This is a genomic window from Kitasatospora sp. NPDC023385 (assembly GCF_055664045.1).
Window position 1 is genome coordinate 1 of record NZ_JBVOOL010000085.1, and the last position, 3,060, is coordinate 3,060.

Consider the following 3,060-nt stretch of genomic DNA (forward strand, 5'->3'; position numbering starts at 1 on the left):
GCTCTCACCTCATCGACGGATGCCTCGCCGCCACCGGCCTGATCATGGACGGCTGACCACCTTCAGACCGACATTACGAATTCAACTTCAGTAGCAGACGAGAAGGCGGTCCTGCTGCGTTTCCGCGAGTTCCTGCAGACCGGGAACCAGAATCTCCGGCACCTTGAGGCCCAGGACATCCTGGCGCTGAAGGACGTCTATGTGAACAATGTCCGGCTCATGCGGCGATTCCGGCCCGGATCCTTTACCGGCGACCTGCTTTTCGTCTCCGCCGAGGAGAAGTCGGAAGCCGACCGTTCGGGCCGGTTGGATGTCAGCTTGTGGCAACCCTTCGTGGGTGGTTCGGTCGAGGTGTGCCCGGTAGAGTCCACTCATGGAAATCTGATGACGGATGCCCGGCACACGGCCCGCATCGGGCGTTTCCTCGCGGAGCGGCTGTGACCTGCGAATGGAAACGATCGGAAGAAAAAGAATTCTTCAAAAAAGGAGCGATCACATGAGCAGCAACCCCTTCGAGGACCCCGAGGGCACCTACCTCGTCCTTGTCAACGACGAGCGGCAGCACTCCCTGTGGCCGGCGTTCATCGAGGTGCCCGAGGGGTGGAGCACCGCCCTTGAGGCGACCGCTCGCGACACGGCCCTCGACTACATCAACACCCACTGGACCGACATGCGCCCCGCCAGCCTGGTGCGGGCGATGGAAGGCGCCGACGCCTCCTGATCCCCCCCGTGTGGCCCGTCCGCGAGCGCTCCTCAGCGCCCGGGGGCGGGCCACACGGCTGTCCGACACCGAACGGCTCCAGACGACACCAGGCTCCAGACGACACCAAGGGGGAATGCCAGATGCCGGTCGTTCCGGTCAACGGAATACGCCTTCACTACCAGGACACCGGAGGGGGTGAGCCGGTCGTGCTCATCCAGGGGACGGGCGGCGGCGCCACCGTGTGGCAGCTGTACCAGGTGCCCGCGCTCACCGCCGCCGGATTCCGCGCGATCACCTTCGACAACCGGGGCATCCCGCCGACCTCGGAATGCCCCGAGGGCTTCACCCTCCAGGACCTGGTGGGCGACGTAGCCGGCCTCGTGGAGCGGCTCGGGCTCGGCCCGGTCCGGGTGGTCGGCACCTCGATGGGCGCCTTCGTCGCCCAGGAGCTCGCCCTGGCCCGGCCCGAACTGGTGAGCCGGGTCGTGCTGATGGCCACCCGCGGCCGCACCGACAGCTTGCGGGCGGCCCTCACCCGGGCCGAGATCGAGCTGCACGACTCCGGCCTGGCGCTGCCGCCTCGCTACGCCGCCGTGCTGCGCGCGCTGAAGTCGCTGTCGCCGCGCACCCTCGACGACGACGCCGCGCTGGCCGACTGGCTGGACCTGTTCGAGCTGGCGCCGCCGGTCGGCCCGGGCCTGCGGGCCCAGATGGAGGTGAGCAGGCTGGAGGACCGGCTCGACGCCTACCGGGACATCCGCGTTCCCTGCCAGGTGATCGCCTTCGCGGACGACGTGATCACCCCGCCGCACCTGGGCCGGGAGGTCGCGAACGCCGTCCCGGGTGCGGTGTTCGAACTCGTCGAGGGGTGCGGCCACTACGGTTACCTGGAGGACCCGGACACCGTGAACAAGCTCATGGTGGAGTTCCTGAACGCCGGGACCGGCTGACCGCCCGCGGCTGCCCGGTCGCGGGCGCCCGCCGAACGCACACGGGCGTCCGGCCGGCCCGGGGAGAACCGGGGCTGGCCGGACGCTCTTCCGTGCGACGCACGAGAGGAGGGAGAGGTGCCCGACGGGGGCCCGGGCGCCTCTCCCTCCTCGCTCTGGGGACCTGCCTACTGCTGGTAGGAGTCAGGTCGGCCGTCGTGGCCCTGGGGCCGCGGCGGGGGCCACGCCTGCGTCAGGTGGGGGTGGCGGCCGTAGCCGTCGCCACCCGGCCCGTACGACTGCTCGGCGGGCTGGTAGGCCTGGGCCGGGGTGCCGTAGCCGTTCGAGGCGGTGGCACCGCGGTCCGGTACCGCGTAGGGGACGTACGGCTCCGCGAACGGCGGCTCCTCGACCAGCTCCGGCTCCCGGCGGCCTTGGCCGGCGAGCGCCGCGCGCTGTCCGCGACGGCCGCCGGGCAGGCCGCCCGGCCACCAGTTCCACGAGCCCAGGGCCGCCATCAGGGCCGGCAGGACGAAGATGCGGATGATCACGGCGTCCAGCAGGATCGCCGCCGCCAGGCCGACGCCCAGCTGCTTGAACTCGACCATGCTCAGCGTGCCGAAGATCGCGAACACCCCGACCATGACGACCGCCGCGCTGGTGACGACCCCGGCGGAGCGGGTGATGCCGTCGCGGACGGCCTCCTTGACGCTCACGCCGGTGAGGGCGGCCTCGCGGATCCGGCTCACCACGAACACGTGGTAGTCCATCGAGAGGCCGAACAGCACCACGAAGAGGAACAGGGGCAGCCAGGAGACCACCGCTCCGGTGCTGTGGAAGTCCAGCAGCTTCTCCGCCCAGGAGTGCTGGAAGACCGCGACGAGCACGCCGAACGCGGCGGCGGCCGACAGCAGGTTCAGCAGGATCGCGGAGAGCGCCACGGCGAGCGAGCGGAAGATGAAGGTCATCGTGACGAAGGTCAGCAGCAGGATGAAGCCGACCACCCACGGCATCCGGTCCTTCAGGTGGGCCGTGAAGTCGATGCCCTGCGCCACCTTGCCGCCCACGCCGCTCTCGACGCCGGGCACGCCCTGGACGGCCTCGGGCACCCAGGACCGCAGGAGTTCGAGGGACTGCCGGGCGCCGTCGCTCTTGGGCGAGTGCGGCGTGCCGACCTGCACGACGTGGACGCGCCGGTCCTGCGACTCGCGGATCTCGGGCGTCTGGTCGTGGGCGAAGAGGGCGTCGCCGGAGGTGCGGGTGAGCAGCGTGGTGAGGGCGGACGTCACCTTGTCGGCCTGGTCGGCCGAGGCGCGGACGGCCACCTGGTGCACGGTGCCCTTGCTCGGGAAGGCCTCGGTGAGCCGGTCCAACGACTGGACGACGGGGATGTCGCGGGACAGGTCGTCGGAGCCGGGCTGCTTCAGG

General features: G+C 70.4%; 4 protein-coding genes. 3 read left to right on the forward strand and 1 reads right to left on the reverse strand.

Annotated elements, in window-relative coordinates:
* Nucleotides 1-201 precede the first annotated feature (201 nt).
* From AC0B61_RS37060 to AC0B61_RS37070, 3 genes are all read left to right on the forward strand, one after another.
* Complete coding sequence (locus AC0B61_RS37060) at nt 202-441, forward strand: hypothetical protein (RefSeq protein WP_471746928.1); 240 nt, start codon at nt 202-204, stop codon at nt 439-441.
* Between the two features lie 55 nt (nt 442-496).
* Complete coding sequence (locus tag AC0B61_RS37065; protein ID WP_401087049.1) at nt 497-721, forward strand: MbtH family protein; 225 nt, start codon at nt 497-499, stop codon at nt 719-721.
* 122 nt (nt 722-843) lie between these two features.
* Nucleotides 844-1,653, forward strand: coding sequence for an alpha/beta fold hydrolase (locus tag AC0B61_RS37070; protein WP_471746930.1), 810 nt, complete (start codon nt 844-846; stop codon nt 1,651-1,653).
* Between the two features lie 167 nt (nt 1,654-1,820).
* On the opposite strand, the gene AC0B61_RS37075 is transcribed toward AC0B61_RS37070, so the two are convergent.
* Nucleotides 1,821-3,060, reverse strand: a 1,240-nt coding sequence (locus tag AC0B61_RS37075) for an MMPL family transporter (RefSeq protein ID WP_471746932.1), incomplete at its 5' end; no start/stop codon positions are given.